The organism is Caulobacter sp. BE264 (assembly GCF_031457805.1).
Classification (GTDB): Bacteria; Pseudomonadota; Alphaproteobacteria; order Caulobacterales; family Caulobacteraceae; genus Caulobacter.
In genome coordinates this window covers 390,227-404,768 of the sequence record NZ_JAVDXI010000004.1, presented here as the reverse complement: position 1 = coordinate 404,768, position 14,542 = coordinate 390,227, and the positions used below count along the sequence as shown (strand labels likewise).

Annotated in this window: 9 protein-coding genes; 5 read left to right on the top strand and 4 right to left on the bottom strand. The window is 67.7% G+C overall.

The genetic code is table 11. The annotated features are described in order from the left end of the window. The first annotated feature begins 216 nt into the window (after positions 1 to 216). The 3 genes from J2X45_RS12555 to J2X45_RS12545 all read left to right on the top strand — a co-directional run bounded on the left by J2X45_RS12555 (position 217) and on the right by J2X45_RS12545 (position 4,029). Complete coding sequence (locus tag J2X45_RS12555; protein ID WP_310215166.1) at positions 217 to 1,752, top strand: class I SAM-dependent methyltransferase; 1,536 nt, start codon at positions 217 to 219, stop codon at positions 1,750 to 1,752. 45 nt (positions 1,753 to 1,797) lie between these two features. Beyond that, complete coding sequence (locus tag J2X45_RS12550; protein WP_310215165.1) at positions 1,798 to 2,073, top strand: hypothetical protein; 276 nt, start codon at positions 1,798 to 1,800, stop codon at positions 2,071 to 2,073. Between the two features lie 90 nt (positions 2,074 to 2,163). Beyond that, positions 2,164 to 4,029 carry an AMP-binding protein gene (locus tag J2X45_RS12545; protein ID WP_310215164.1) on the top strand — a complete coding sequence of 622 codons (1,866 nt, stop codon included), beginning with the start codon at positions 2,164 to 2,166 and terminating at the stop codon, positions 4,027 to 4,029. 4 nt (positions 4,030 to 4,033) lie between these two features. On the opposite strand, the gene J2X45_RS12540 is transcribed toward J2X45_RS12545, so the two are convergent. Beyond that, positions 4,034 to 6,451: a M28 family metallopeptidase gene (locus J2X45_RS12540; RefSeq protein WP_310215162.1), complete on the bottom strand. Its 2,418-nt coding sequence runs from the start codon at positions 6,449 to 6,451 to the stop codon at positions 4,034 to 4,036. A 170-nt stretch (positions 6,452 to 6,621) separates the two neighbouring features. Then, on the bottom strand, positions 6,622 to 9,135 hold the full coding sequence (locus tag J2X45_RS12535; protein WP_310215160.1) for a TonB-dependent receptor: 2,514 nt from the start codon (positions 9,133 to 9,135) through the stop codon (positions 6,622 to 6,624). 235 nt (positions 9,136 to 9,370) lie between these two features. Here J2X45_RS12535 and J2X45_RS12530 point away from each other — a divergent pair, with 235 nt between their 5' ends. Beyond that, a complete protein-coding gene (locus J2X45_RS12530) occupies positions 9,371 to 10,807 on the top strand; it encodes a protein adenylyltransferase SelO family protein (RefSeq protein ID WP_310215157.1) in 1,437 nt (478 codons plus the stop codon). A 113-nt stretch (positions 10,808 to 10,920) separates the two neighbouring features. Then, complete coding sequence (locus tag J2X45_RS12525) at positions 10,921 to 11,046, top strand: hypothetical protein (protein WP_024265941.1); 126 nt, start codon at positions 10,921 to 10,923, stop codon at positions 11,044 to 11,046. Between the two features lie 92 nt (positions 11,047 to 11,138). On the opposite strand, the gene J2X45_RS12520 is transcribed toward J2X45_RS12525, so the two are convergent. Together J2X45_RS12520 and J2X45_RS12515 are read right to left on the bottom strand one after the other, a co-directional pair. Then, the gene (locus J2X45_RS12520; protein ID WP_310215155.1) at positions 11,139 to 13,535 is read right to left on the bottom strand and encodes a TonB-dependent receptor domain-containing protein; all 2,397 of its coding nucleotides are present in this window, start codon (positions 13,533 to 13,535) and stop codon (positions 11,139 to 11,141) included. 15 nt (positions 13,536 to 13,550) lie between these two features. Beyond that, on the bottom strand, positions 13,551 to 14,528 hold the full coding sequence (locus J2X45_RS12515; protein ID WP_310215152.1) for a FecR domain-containing protein: 978 nt from the start codon (positions 14,526 to 14,528) through the stop codon (positions 13,551 to 13,553). Between the last annotated feature and the right edge of the window lie 14 nt (positions 14,529 to 14,542).

Sequence of the window (14,542 nt, the reverse complement as noted above, 5' to 3'; positions counted from 1 at the left end):
GAGCGGACTGTCGAGCCGAAACGCAAAACACACTCACGGTCTCCGGGTTCGCCCGGCCGCTCCGTCGCCTCCCCATGAGCCTTCAGCGGTCACGCCGCGTGAAGCGGCGGACGCACGCCCCAAATCCTCCCCCGCGAGGGGGAGGATTGTTCGTCCCGCCCCTTGCCGCCGCCGCCCGCCCGGCCCACCGTTCCGCAACGACTCGGGGGAGCACGCATGAACGAGGACTGGAGCGCCGGCTATGTAGTCGAGACCGGCTACACCTTTGGCTGCTATCCCGAGCTGAACCCGGTGCGGGCGGCGCTGCCGCTGCTGACCAAGGGGTTGCGGGCGCCCAAGATCGAGACGGCCTGCGAGCTGGGCTTCGGCCAGGGCTGTTCGGCGGCGGTGCATGCGGCCACCCAGCCCGACATCGAATGGTGGGGCTGCGACTTCGCCCCGGCCCAGGCGGTGTTCGCCCGCGACCTCGTTTCCGCCAGCGGCGCGCGGGCCAACTTCTTCGATGACGCCTTCGACGAGTTCGCCGAGCGGCCGGGCCTGCCGGAGTTCGACTTCGTGGCGCTGCACGGGGTGTGGAGCTGGGTCAACGACGCCGCCCGCGAGAAGATCGTCGCCTTCCTGCGCCGACGTCTGAAGCCCGGGGGTCTCGTCTACATCTCCTACAACACCCAGCCGGGCTGGGCCCTGGCCGGGCCACTGCGCCATCTGATGAAGCGCCACGCCGAGACCCTGGGCGCGCCGGGCCTTGGCCCTGCGGCCAATCTCGACGCGGCGCTGTCGACGATGAAGCGGTTCTTCGATCTCGACCCCGTCTATTCGCGGATCAATTCGGGGGTCACCGACCGGCTGGCGGCGGTGATGCGCCAGGACCGCGCCTATCTGGTCCACGAATACATGAACCGCGACTGGGTCCCGATGTGGTTCGCCGAGGTCGAGGCGCGGCTGTCCACGGCCAAGCTATCGTTCGCGGCCTCGGCCTATGCGTCCGACCATGTGGACGAGCTGAACCTGTCGCCCGACATGATCGGCTTCCTGCGCGAGCTGCCCGATCCGTCGCTGCGCGAGACCTTCCGCGACTTTGCGGTGCAGGCGCAGTTTCGCCGCGACTACTGGCTGCGCGGGGCCTCGACCCTGGCCGCCGCCGACCAACGGCGGGCGATCCGCGACCAGCGCGTAGCCCTGGCCCGTCCGGCGGCGGAATGGCCGGACAAGGCGCGCGGGACCTATGCCGAGATGGTCATGGGCGGGCCGGCCCACGAGGCGATCCGCGACCTGCTGGCCGACGGTCAGCCCCGGAGCATCGGCGATCTCGAGGCGGCGCTGCCCGAGGGCTCGACCCTGCCGCAGCTGACCACGGCCCTGATCCTGTTGATGAGCCAGGGCGCGGTGCAGCCGGCCCAGTCGGCCGACGCCACCGCTCGGGCGACAGGGACGGCCCGGGCCCTGAACCGCGAGCTGGCCCGCCGCGCGGCCGAGGCGACGGACCTGGGCTTCCTCGCCGCGCCGGCCACCGGCGGTTCCGTCGGCGCCTCGCGCTTCCACCAGATGTTCTGGCTGGCGATGCAGGATGGCGGCGGGGGGCCGCGCGCGTGGGCGAGCTTCGCCGCCGACCGCCTGGCTCAGCAGGGCCAGGCGCTGGTCGTCGACGGCGCGCCGCTGGGCGGCGAGGCGGCGATCGCGGCGCTGGAGGCCCAGGCGATCGCCTTCGCCGACGCCGTGCTGCCGTGCTGGCGGGGCCTGGGGATCGCGTGATCGGCGGGCCGCCCCTCGGACAAAGCGCCGCATGGCGCAGCCGGGGTGGCGACTGTCATCGTCCTCGTGGTCTCCTCTGAGTCGGGACCGAAAACGCGAGCGACCGACATGGCTGGTCTGGACGTGGGTGGCGTTGAACTGGGCTTCACCTGCCCGCACTGCGGCGGTCAGGCGCCGGCCCGGATCGCGGCCGTGCGGATGCTGCCCGTCATCGACTGCGACTGCGGCGAACGCTTCGGAGTCGACCTCGCGAGTTTCGCCGCCCAGGTCACCGCGGCTGAGACCGCCGCCCGCGCGGCGCGGCGACGACCGCGCGCCTGAAGGGCGGTTTTGCAACATCAACCTTGCCGCGCGGCGGGGTTCAGTTAACGTCACTCCCAACAGAACAATGATAATATAGGGAGTGAGACCATGACGCCGCCCGATGGCGCGTCGCCTCCGCGCGACGTCTCCGCCGCTCCGTTCAAGCCGCTGGCCATGAAAGGCCCCGAGGTGTCGGTCGACCGCCGACCGGACGGCTCGATCGTCATCACCTCCAACCATGCGCCCGGCGAGGGGCCGCGTTCGATCGCCCACCTGATCGCCGCCAAGGCCGCCGAACATCCCGAGCGGCCCTACCTGAAACAGCGCGAGCCAGGCCACGGCCCGTGGCGCGGCGTGACCTACGGCGAGGCGCTGCGGGCGGTCGAAGGGATCGCCCAATGGCTGATCGACCAGAAGCTTGGTCCCCATGACAGCGTCATGATCCTGTCGGGCAATTCGATCGAGCACGCCCTGATGACCCTGGGTGCCTACACCGCCGGCGTGCCGGCCGCGCCGATCAGTCCGGCCTACAGCCTGATCTCGACCGACCACGCCAAGCTCAAGCACTGCTTCGAAAAGGTCGCGCCCCGCGTCGTCTTCGCCCAGAGCGGCGCGATGTTCGCCGGGGCGCTGGCGACCTTGAAAGCGCTGGATCCGAGCCTTGCGGTGATCACCGCCGACGGCGCAGGAGAGGGGGCGATCGCCTTTTCCGAGGTCGCCGGGACTGTCCCGACGGCGGCGGTGGCCACGGCCCGCGAGACCGTCGGTCCCGAGACGGTGGCCAAGTATCTCTTCACCTCCGGGTCGACGGGCCTGCCCAAGGCCGTGCCCCAGACCCACGGCATGATGGCGGGCGTCATCGCCGGCCAGGAGGGTCTGCGCACCGACACGCCGACCGAAGACGTCCCCCAGAGCCTGGAATGGATGCCCTGGAGCCACATCTCGGCGGGCAATATCGGCTTCAACGCCGTGATCTGGGGCGGCGGCACGCTGCATATCGACGAGGGCAAGCCGCTGCCGGGCATGTTCGAGACGACGATCAAGAACCTCTACGAGGTCTCGCCGATCGTGTTCGGCTCGGCTCCGATCGCGTTCTCGATGCTGGCCGAGGCGATGGAGAACGACCCTGTGCTACGGCGCTCGTTCTTCAAGAACCTGCGCTATATGGGCTATGGCGGCGCGACCCTCAGCAACGACGTCTATGAACGCATCCAGGCGCTGGCGGTGGCCGAGACCGGGCATCGCATCCCGCTGACCACGATGTACGGCGCGACCGAGACCCAAGGCATCACCGTCACCCACTGGATCACCGAGCGGGTCGGGCTGGTCGGCCTGCCGCTGCCGGGCGTCCAGCTGAAACTGGCGCCCAGCGGCTCCAAGTACGAGGTCCGCGTGAAGGGCCCGACGGTGGCGGCCGGCTATCACAAGGACCCCGAACGCACCGCGGCGGCCTTCGACGAGGAGGGCTTCTACAAGCTGGGCGACGCGGCGCGGTTCGTCGACCCGGACGATCCGGCCAAGGGGCTGGTCTTTGACGGGCGGGTGACCGAGGACTTCAAGCTCGACAGCGGCACCTGGGTCAGCGTCGGGGTGCTGCGCCCCGACCTGGTGGCCGCCTGCAGTCCCTACATCCACGACGCGGTGATCACCGGCCAGGACAAGGCGTTCATCGGCGCGATGCTCTGGCCTTCGCCGGCGGGGCTCGCGACCCTGGTGGCCGATCCGGGTCCTGGGACGCCGCTGGAAAAGCTGGTGGCGATCCTCAAGGATCGGCTGGCGGCGTTCAACGCCGGCGCCGGCGGCTCCTCGCGCCGCGTGGCCCGCTTCACGATCCTGACCGAACCGCCGTCGATCGACGCCGGCGAGATCACCGACAAGGGCTACGTCAACCAGCGCTGCGTGCTTGAGCGCCGCGCCGATCGCGTGGAAGCGCTCTACGCCAAGGAACCGGTCGAGGGGGTCTTCACCGTCTAGAGGCTCACCAGGACAGGCCGGCGCGCACCAGAACGGCGGTCTTGTCCGACAGGCCAAAAGCCATCAGGTCGGCCGGCTTGGGCGGCGGGGCCTTGGCCAGGGCGGGCCAGCCGTCGTGATGCTCCAGCGCGGCGACCTCGACCTTGCCCGGGCCGGCGGTGGTGAAGCTCAGCGTGATCCCATTGGGATCCGGCGCGTGATAGGTCAGGCTCGACCACTCGCCGGCCTTGGTCGCCAGGGTGATCGGGCGGCCGTTGAGGCGCGGCTGGCTCAGGGCGGCGCTGGGCCGAACGCGCAGGCTCACCATCTCGGCGCCAGGCGCGGGGATCAGGCGGACGAGCAGGCGGTCCTCGGCCCGGTCGACCGTCAGTTGCGGACTGGCCACGGGTACGACCCGGGTCTCCGACATCCAGGCGGGGTTTTTCCAGAACGGGGCCAGGGCCTGCTGGCGCGGCTCGGATCCGCCGTCGTCGGGCAGCGTAGCGCGGGTCCAGGCGTCCAGCTTCGTCAGACCGGCCACGCGCCAGGCCTTGCCGGTGGAGAGGTCGGCGACATGCAGGGCCTGGGTGATCGCCGGACGGGAGGGCTCTCCGCCGAGGCGCGCGGCGTTGGCCGTGAGCGCCAGACCGACCAGCGCCATGATCCCGGCGGCGCGCCAGGCCCAACGGGTCGCGGCGAAATCGTGGGCCAGCGGCGACAGGGCCGGAGCCGCCAGCATGGCGAACAGCGCCAGGACGGCCGGCTCCATGAGGCCGACGCCGGCGAAGGTCCAGGCGCCCCAGGCGGCGAGCTGGGCGGTCGACAGGATCGCCAGAAGGCCGATGACGGCGGTCAGGGCCATGGCGACCCGCTTGTCTCGCGTGCCGCCGATGCCGATGACCAGCGCCGCGCCAATCGCGGCGACCAGCAGCGGCCAGGTCAGCATCACCGTCGCGCCGGGCGCCAGGACCTGGGCGGCGACCGCCAGCAGCAGCACGACGACCATGCCGCCGATCCACGCGCCCAGCACTTCGGTTCGAAAGCCCAGGGCGAGCGCCGCCAGAATGCAGGCCGACAGCCCAAGACCCAGGCCCACGGGATCGAAGCCCCCGACCAGACTGCATGCGCCGCCCAGGGCCAATGCGATCGCGCACGGGATGATCCGCCGGGCGCCCCGCGCCTGTGCCGTGGCGACCCCCAGTCCTGTCGCCGCGGCCAGCAGGCCTGCGCCCCACAGCAGAAAGTCAAAGCGCGTCAGCAGCCCGTAGTAGCGCTGCACGCCATCGATCATCAGCAGCCGTCCCAGCAGATGCAGCACAAGGCCGGCGCTGGCGGCGGTGAGCAGCAGGCCCGCCGCGCCCCTTGCGATCTCCCAGCCGGTAGCGCCGCGTCCGGCCAGGGCGCGCCAAGCCGAAAAGCCAACCAGGGCGGCGGCGAGCGCCAGCAGCGCCCAGCCCACCATCGGCGGATAGCGGACCATGAACAGGCCCAGCACGTCCGAATAGATCGCGTTCTCGGTCTTGGCCGGCAGCTCAGCCGCGTTCGCCAGCGCCCGCACAGTGGGCAGGACCTGGTCGCCCATGTGCTGCAGACTGCCGCGTTGCAGATGGTCAGGGCGGGACAGAGGCGTGTGATAGGCCAGCTGATTGTCGATGAAGGCTAGATTCAGCCCCGGCAGGCCCTTGTTCACCGCGTGGGTGAAATCGGTGTCGTTGGGCATTTTCTCGTAGACGGTCGAGGCCATCGAGTTGCCTGACGCGCCCTTGGCCTCGCGACCGAACACGCCGATCAGCGCGCCGTTGCCGGGGCCGGTCTGGAACATCGCCGCGCGACCGGCGTCGCCGCGCGCCTCCATGTTCACCACGAGGCCGACGCGCGAAAGGCTGGGGTCTCGGGAAAAGAAGGCGTCCGCGCCCAGGAGGCCGGCCTCCTCCGCGTCGGTGAACAGGAAGATCACATCCCGCAGGTGCGGCCCGCTGGCTTTCAGAGCGCGCGCGATCTCAAGGGCGGCGGCGGTTCCCGAGGCGTCGTCGGCCGCACCGGGCGAGTTATGCACCGAGTCATAGTGGCTCATGATCAGGATCGCCGGCAGCGTCCGATCTTGTCCTGGCAGCACGCCGACCAGGTTCTGGACCGCAGCGGCGCTCAGGGCGCGCCCTTCCTGACCATGCTGGGAGAATCCCTCGCCGGGGCGGACCGAGACCTCCAGGCGCAACGCGTTGATCCGAGACAGCAGGTGGTCGCGGACCTTGGCGATCTCCGCGGAGCCAGTGGGGTGAGGTCTCTGGGCGATGGCCGCCACGTCCGCCATGGCGCGATCCGCCGAGAACTGGGTCTCTGGCGCGTTGATAGGCACAGGCGCTGGAGGTCGCTGACTCACGGCGCCGAGGACGAGCCCGAGCGCGAGACAGATCCAGAATCCGAAGAAGCGAATGGTCTTCATCGGCGTGCCTCCGGGCTGGAAAGCGAATCCCCTGAGGCATGCTGCGGCGAGACGCGACGATCCGAAACCCCTCCGGGCAATGAAAAAGGGCGACCCGCCAAGCGGATCGCCCTTCCTTCTTCCGAAAGCCGGCGGCGCGGCTGGCGCCGCCGGTCCCCCTCCCGGCAGAACTAGAACTTCGAGCGCAGGGTCACGCCGTAGGTGCGCGGGGCGCCCAGGAACGCGTTGTACGTGATGGTGTCCAGCGCGGCGTTGTAGGTGTTCTGGGTGGCGCTCAGGCCCGAGGAGCCTTGCAGCGGGCCGTTGAAGGCCACCTGCATGTACTTCTCGTTCAGGAGGTTCTGGCCCCACAGTTCGACGGTCCAACGATCGTCGTCGCGACCCAGAGCCACGCGGCCGTTGACCACCGTATAGGCCTTCTGGACCTTCGGCGGGAACAGGTCGGAGCCCGTATTGTACTCCGACGAGTACTTCGCGCCGATGTTGAAGCGAGCCTTCAGGTTGTCGCCGACCGGGGTTTCGTAGGTCACCGAAGCCGAGCCGGAGTACTTGGGCGCGAGCGACAGGTTGCTGCCCGGCAGAAGCGCCAGGGCGTTGCCCGGGTCGTTGGGGATCGGCTGCTTGCCGTACTTGGTGTCGGCGTAGGTGAAGCCGCTCTGGACGACCAGGCCGCGCACCGGGGTGAACCACATGAAGTCGGCGTCGACGCCCTTCGAGGTCACCTCGGGGATCGAGCGCACCACGAACGACGTGCCCAGGAAGGTGTTCAGCTGGAAGTCCGTGAACTTCTGCTGGAACAGGCTGACGTTGAACAGAACGGTACGGTTGAAGAGCGTGTTCTTCATGCCCAGTTCGTAGCTGTCGACGAACTCGGCCGGGAACGAGGTGTCATAGATCGGCGTCACGCCCGAGCCGCCCGAGGGCAGGCCGTTCGAGGACTGGGTGCGATCCAGGTTGAAGCCGCCGCCCTTGTAGCCGCGCGCGAACGAGGCGTAGGTGAACACTTCCGGTGAGAAGCGGTACGACGCCTTGAGGGTGCCGCTCCATTCCTTGTCGGTGCGCTCCTGGTCGGTCCCGCGGCCATTGAACAGCGGGTTCGCCCAGGGCAGGCAGAGGTTGCCGATGATGGTCGGGGTCAGGGCCGCGCCGACGATGCCGGCGATGCGGGCTTGACCGGCGGGCGACAGGGCGGTGCCGCAACCGACGCCGCCGTCGCTGTTGGTCTGGAAGGTGGAGAGCTCTTTCTTTTCGGCCGTGTAGCGCAGGCCCGCCGTGATCTCGAACGCGTCGGTCACGTGCCAGGTGTCGTTGGTGAACAGGGCCACGGTCGTGGCGCGCTGGTTGTAACGGTCATAAAGGCCCTGACCCGGCGTGAACGAGGTGTTCGGCGCGCGGTTCAGTAGAAGAGCGATGAAGTTGGCGACGCCGGCCGGATTGGCGGCCGAGCGGGACAGCAGGCGGCCCAGATACTGTTCGTACTGGTTGCCGAACAGGAAGTTGGACCGGTTCTCAAGGCGCTCGTCGGCCAGGAACGCGCCAAACATCCAGTCGAACTTGTCCGACTTGCCAGCCAGACGCAGCTCTTGGCTGTAGGTTGTGAACTGCGAGTAGTTGCTGCCGTCCTTGTTGCGATAGGTGATGTCGGCGGTCGTGAAGTCGCCGTCCTGACCATTGTCGGTGCGCCATTGGCGAATGGCCGAGATGCTGGTCAGGGTGCCGATCGGCAGGTCGATGTCGCCTTGCAGCGAGACGCCCTTGTCTTCGATCTTGGCCGGCGCGCCGCGGTTCGAATAGGCGACGCGATCGAACGGATTGGCGGTCGGAGCCAGCGCGGTCCCGCCAGAGACGAGGCCCAGGATGCCTGCGGTCGGGCCGGTGCGGATCTGCACGGCGCCGCAGCAGTTTTCGTCGCGGCGGCTGTAGTCGGCGATGACGCGGAAGGTCGCCTGATCATCCGGAACGAAGAGCAGCTGGCCGCGCACGGTGTAGAAGTTCTGGTCCGCGTCCTGCTTGCGACTGGACGGGCCGTTACCGACGATCACATCGTTGTAGCCATCACGCTCGCGAGCGGCGACGTACAGGCGACCGGCCAGCTTGTCGCCCATCAGGGGGCCGGTGACCGAAGCGGCCACGCCCTTGGCGTCGTAGTTGCCCATCGTCACTTCGGCGTTGGCCCCGAAGCCGAACTCGGGCTCCTTGGTGACGACGTTGATCACGCCGGCCGAGGTGTTCTTGCCGAACAGAGTGCCTTGCGGCCCCTTCAGCACTTCGATGCGCTCCATTTCGCCCAGGTCGCCGAAGCCGACGCCGTTGCGGGGGCGATAGACGCCGTCGATCACCACGCCGACCGAGCTTTCCAGGCCGGGGTTATCACCCACGGTGCCGACGCCGCGCACGCGCGCGGTGGTCGAGGCTTCCGACGAGGTGGAGGTGACGGTCAGGCCGGGGGTCAGGATTGTCAGATCCTTGATGTCCTTGACGCCCGTGTCTTGCAGCAGCTTGGCGCCGACGGCGGTGACCACAACCGGCACGTCCTGCAGGTTCTGCTCCCGCTTCTGGGCGGTGACGATAATGCTGTCTACGGTCTGGACATCGGCTTCTTGCGCCTGCGCGACGCTCGTGGCGCCAAGACCGGCGAGGACAACAGCGGACGCAGTGCCGCAAAGCACCTGGGAAAAGCGCATTTCCTACCTCGGTTCATTGGCCGAAAGCGCTTGCCCGCCCCCGGCTTGTTTTTCGTTGTTCCGTCGAACGACTGTTCGAATGGATAGCCAAGGGTTAGGCGCCATCCCTGGCGTCGGCAAGTGAAATCCCTTGTAATGAAGGGTTCCTGGGCGCTCTGTTGCTGGGAAGCGACAGCGTTGAAGCGCCGTCATCGATATTCGAAAGGGACTTGCGCCGCATGAGCGTCGGACTCATGTGGCGTGCATGAGCCCTTCGCCCGCCTACCGTCCCGATCCGCGTTTCCAGGCCTTGGGTGAGGCGTTCGCCGATCGGGTGGAGCCGGCCAACTTCCCCCAGACGCTCCTGCGGTTCCGAAATGACCGGGCTGCGGCCACAGTTGGGCTGGAGACCTTGAGCGAAGACGAGTGGCTTCGATGTTTCGGCCGCTTCGAGCCCTTGCCGGAGAACCAGTCCTTTCCCCTGGCGATGCGCTATCACGGGCATCAGTTTCGCGTTTACAATCCGGACCTTGGCGACGGGCGTGGCTTCCTGTTCGCACAGGTGCGCGAGGCTGGCTCCAACCGGCTTCTGGATCTGGCGACCAAGGGCTCTGGCCAGACCCCCTGGTCGCGCGCGGGCGATGGACGCCTGACCCTGAAGGGCGGGGTTCGCGAAATCCTCGCCGCAAGCTTTCTCGAGGCCTTGGGGACCCCGACGTCTCGGGCTTTCTCCCTCGTGGAAACTGGCGAGGCCCTGGTCCGGGGCGACGAACCAAGCCCCACACGATCGGCTGTCCTGACGCGGCTTTCGCACAGCCATATCCGGTTTGGGACCTTCCAGCGTCTCGCATACTTTGATCGCAGAGACCTGATGCTCCAGCTCGTCGATCATGTCGTCGAGACGTACTTTCCCGGCCTCGCCGACCAGGCCGATCGTCCCGCCGCTCTGATGCAGGCGGTGGTCGAAGCCAGCGCGCGCATGCTTTCGCGCTGGATGACGTCCGGCTTCGTGCACGGCGTGCTCAACACCGACAACATGGTGGTCACGGGCGAAAGCTTCGACTACGGCCCGTGGCGCTTCCTGCCACGAAACGATCCGAACTTCGTGGCGGCCTATTTCGACCACTCTGGCCTCTACAGCTTCGGGCGGCAGCCCGAGGCGGTCTTCTGGAATCTCCAGCAACTGGCGGGGTGTCTCACCCTCGTCACGGACCAGGCCGCGTTGTTGAACGCCCTGAACAGCTTCTCGGATCTTTATCGCGCGGCGTTGCGCGATGCGATGTTGGATCGCCTCGGGGTGAAGCGCCGCGACGTCGAAGCCGAGGTCGACCTCGTCAACGCCGCCTTCCGCGCCTTGGCGGACGGTGGCGAGGCGCTGCGCTGGGAGCCGTTCTTCTTCGATTGGTTCGGCGGCGCGGCGTCGGAGGCGCGGGCCCTTCGAGGCCCTCGGGCGGCGCTCTATGGGCGTGAAGCCTTCGTCGATCTGCGGAGAAGGCTGGCGGCTTTCGAGCCCGATCGACCAGAGCGCCTGGCGCACGTGGTCTTCGAACGCGACGATCCCGAAGAGCTGATCATCGACGAGGTCGAGGCGCTCTGGTCGCCTATCGCGGAGGCGGACGATTGGGGCCCCCTCTACGCAAAGCTCGCCCGGATTGATGCGGCGAGGCAGGCCTACGATCTTGGGCTGAGTTAAGAGCACAGACGTATTCGGAACTTTTTTCGTTCGAGCGCGGAACAACCGTCAAGGTTCCGTCTTACAACTGCGGCACACTGCCTCCAGACGAACGCCGCGTGGAGACCAACCCGATGCGCATCTTCCAACCGATCATGCTGGTTTGCGCCGTAGCCATGTCGTTCGTCGGCGCTCTGGGCATCCCAGGGTGCGCGCGGGCGATCGGCGAATGCCTCCGCGACCGGGCGGAGCCGGCTTAGAGCAAGCCCGCTTCGGCTAGGTGATGGGGGGCTCCAGGCGGACTTGCGGTCTGGCGCTCTGGAGTTCGCCCCCACGGCTTTCGCAATCACTGTCAGAATTCAGCCGTCAGGCTAAGGCTCCAGGTGCGGGGGCGCTGAGGCGTGACCTGGCGAACTTGGCCGAAACTGAAGGGGTTGCCGTAGGCGAAGGTGTCGCTGGAGCTGTTCCAGGGGTTGCTGACGAACAAGGCGGCTCTCCAACCCTGGGCCAGGATCTGCGCCGATAGCCGGCCGGTGTAGTAGCCGCCCATCGAGGGCGAGTACCTGGGATCGAAGGTCAGCTGTGACTTGCCGACATAGCCCGTCTCGGCCGTAAGCATCAGCGAGGCCCATGGCGACAGCGGTCTCTGGTAGATGGCGAGGCCGCCGAACGACACGTCCGGTACGCCGGGGAGCCGAGCGGTGTCGGTGATTCCGTAGCCCGGTTCGATTCGGGTCAGCTTCGGCTTGTTGAACAACGCGTTCCCGTTGATCGTGAGGCGCGGCGTGACCCGCCAGGCGGCTTCCACCTCGACGCCGCGATTGCGTCCGTCGCCGATGTTGGCGGTGTAGGAGAGGCCGGACCCGAAATACTGGTCCGTCTGGATGTCGCGCCAGTCCACGACGAAGACCGCTGTGCGCACGTTGACGCGACCACGCCAAGGATCCAGCGACAGCCCGACCTCGTAGTTTCGCAAATGGTCCGGCCGGAACATCCGGCGCGACTCGCTCGGTTTCAGCAAGCCGCCCGAGTTGAACCCGCCCGCCCTGTATCCTTCCGACGTCAAGACGTAGATCAGCCCGCCCCCGGCGAGATCTCGCTGCAGGGAGAGTTTCGGCGAGAAGCCGCTGAAGGTGGCGCGTTGGTCCAGATCCCGCGATTGCCCAGGGGGAGGCACCATCACGCCTGAGCGGGTGTGAGCCGTTGTCTTGAACGCGCGACCGCCCAACGCGGCCTTCCATCCGTCGCCCAGATCCAAAGTGGTTTCACCGTAGAGCGCGTATTCGTTCAAGCGGTCCTTGCGGTCTTCGTCGTAGAGCCCGACGGACACGCCGCCGGCGCGCGCGCGCAACTCCGATGCGCTCTCTTCGATGGTCGTCGCCATGAACGCGCCCAGCATCCAGCGGAGCCGGCCCATCGCCGGGCCGGTGTAGAACAGGTCTTCAACCGCCATGCGAAGCCGTGCGCTCTCATCATAGAGCCCGAGCTCCAGGGCTCCCTCCGAGAATTGGCTCAGCGAGAGCGTGGCGTCGTAGCGGCTGGCGTAGTTGTGGCTGACATAGCCTGTCACCGACTCGAAATAGCCCCAGTCACCCGAGCCGCTAATCTTCAGCGAAGCCTGTCCCAGACGGTTGCGGTGGGTTTCGCGGACCTGATTGGCCCGGCGCGGTCCGCCAGCCGCAAGCGTCACGTACTGAGTGTCCTTTGAGGCGACGCTCTGCCGTGCGGCCCCCAGCTTGAAGCGCCAGTCGCCCTGATCCAGTCGCCAGGCCACCCGAGCGCCCCGTCGCGCGGTCTTGTCGACATTGGACAGGCGCAGGTTGACGTCGTCGAGGTAGCCCCCGTCCCTGTCGCTATAGATCACCAGCCGGCCGGCGGAGGCCTTGCTGGTCGGCACATTGACCACCCCCTCAAGACGATAGCTGGGCGAGCCGGATTCCGTGCTCGCGGTGGTGGCGGCCGCTGACGCTGAAAACACCCCAAGTTCAGGGCCGCGGGTCACTATCCGATAGATCCCGCTCAGCGAGCCGCCCCCGTAGAGCGCCCCCTGAGGGCCTCGTAGAATCTCGACCCGGTCCACGTCGATCAGCCGCAGGTCCGGGTCGGGGGCATTGTAGTTGACGGGTACGTCGTCGAGATAGGTGCCGACGGTCGATTGGGTGCGTCCTGTGAACGTCCCGTCGGAAAGCCCTCGAAGCAGGATCTTGTTTCGGGCCGCGCCGAGGTTGGTGGTGATGAAGCCTGCGGCCTGGCGGGCCACCGCGTTAGTGTCGGTTGCGCCCGCATCCTGCAGCCGGGTTGCTTCAATGACGGAAACGCCGCCAGGCAGGCTGCCCAGACGCGGCGGTCGCTTGCCGGCGCTGACGGTCAGGGGAGCCAGCAAGGCGATCGACTCGCTCAATCGCGCGGGGTTTGGTGATCGCGGTCGCAGGACCGTCGTCGATGGGCGCGGCGAGAATCTTACGGTTCGGGCGTCGACGAACGCATAGGCGCAGCCTCTACCCGCGATCGCCCGGTCCAACGCCTCGTGCAGACCGAAAGTCCCGACGAGGGGAGCGCCTGGCCCCGCGCAGGCTTCCACGCCCCCGACGCTGACGCCCATGCTAAGGCCCAGCTCGATCAAGGTTTCAGCGGCGGTTGGCTTGCGGATGTCGAGGCGCGTGCGCGGCTCCGCGGCGGTCGCGGATGTGATTACGCCCAGACCCAGAACGCTGGCGGCGAAGAGGAAGCCGACGCGTCGCAGGATCAAACCGGGCGCTGGGCGCTAGTTTGTCGGAGACGGCCTTCCGCGCAGAACAATCGAGTCATCAGTCGGCGTCGCCGAAACCGGCAGGAGGCTAGAGAGGCGACGGACCATGGCATCCTGATCGTCGACGATCAATACGCCGGAAAATCTCAAACTGGACGCGCTTTCGCCTTCCAGGCGCAGGGGACGGTCGAAATACTGGTTGAGGTCGCTGACAATCCGCCCGAGAGGTTGGTCGCGATAGACCAGCCGCCCCGAGCGCCAAGCCAACTGATCCTCGGCCGAAACGGCGCGGACGCTGACGCCTTTTCCGCCCTCGATATGTTCGAGCATCTGGCCAGGCCGCACCTGCACGGGTTCTTCCGCGCCTTCGGTGGAGACCTCCACGAGGCCACGCAGAACCGTGACCGACAACTGGCCGTCGCGCCGCCGGACATCGAACTTCGTGCCGATGACCGTCACAGTGCCGTCCCCGGCCGAGATCATGAAGGGGCGGTTGGGATCGTGCGCCACCTCGAACAGCGCCTGGCCGTCGTGCACCGTCACCCGACGGGCGTGCTCTTCCAAACGCACGGAAAGATGAGAGTTCGTATTGAGGTCGATCCGGCTGCCGTCGGCAAGCTGGATGGTCCGACTCTCGCCTTTGGCTGTCGAATAGAGTGTGTCTGGCTGGGGTAGCAGTTCCCCCCAAGGCGCCAGAACCAACGCGACGGCGGCCGCAGCCGCAACCGCTCCGAGACCGCCCAGCCAGCGCCAGTCGATCCGAAACGGCCGCTTGGCTGCGGCGCGCCTAGGCCCGGACAGCGCCCCCCGCACCGCCGCGCCTCGCTGGAAGATTTCCTCGTCGACAGCCTGCACAGCGTCATACGCCGCCTGAGCGCCTGGCTCGCTGAGCCAAGTGTCGAACGCAAGCCAGTCGGCCTCCCCTGCCTCCGGGCGCTGCAATCGGATCAGCCAGTCGGCCGCCTCCTGCAGATGTTGCGCTGACCGGCTCATCCGGTGTGGCTCCG